Annotated in this window: 1 protein-coding gene; it reads left to right on the top strand. The window is 66.2% G+C overall.

All coding sequences use genetic code 11. The features are described from left to right. On the top strand, positions 1–588 hold a 588-nt coding region (locus tag E5J99_RS21080; protein ID WP_135499766.1), incomplete at its 5' end, for an IS630 family transposase. Positions 589–595 lie beyond the last annotated feature (7 nt).

The raw sequence follows: 595 nt of genomic DNA, 5'->3' as shown, positions 1-595 counted from the left end.
GGCCAGCCCGTCGAGCCGCTCCCGCCCGTGCCGGCGCAGCCCGCGCAGGGGGAGCAGCCGGCCAAAGCCGGCCGTCCCCGGCGGGAAAGCAGCACGTATGTGCGCCAGGGCACGGCCTGCCTGCTGGCGGCCTTCGAACCAGGCACCGGCCAGCGCCTGGTCGAGGTCTCGGCCCGCCGCACCGGGGCTGACTACTGCCGCTTCATGCGCGGCTTGGCCGCCGCTTACCCGCAGGCCAAGAAAATCGTGCTGGTGCAGGACAACCTCAATACCCATACCGATGCCGTCTTTTACCAGCATCTGCCCGCCGAACAGGCTCGCGCGCTGGCTGCCCGCTTCGAGGTCCATTACACGCCCAAAAACGCCTCCTGGCTGAACATGGTCGAACTCGAACTCTCGGCCATCGCCCGCCAGTGCCTGCACCAGCGCATCCCCACCCAGGACGAACTGAGCGCGCACGTTGAGGCCTGTGTGGCGGAACGCAACGCCCGGGGAGCAACAGTCAACTGGCAATTCGCGCTCGATAAGGCGCGGGAGAAACTCACCCGCCACTACCAAAAGGTTTGTTCGAAAAACTCTCCTGACTAAGCACTAG

The organism is Hymenobacter elongatus, from assembly GCF_004745955.1.
Lineage (GTDB): Bacteria > Bacteroidota > Bacteroidia > Cytophagales > Hymenobacteraceae > Hymenobacter > Hymenobacter elongatus.
This window is presented reverse-complemented; position numbering and strand designations above follow the sequence as displayed.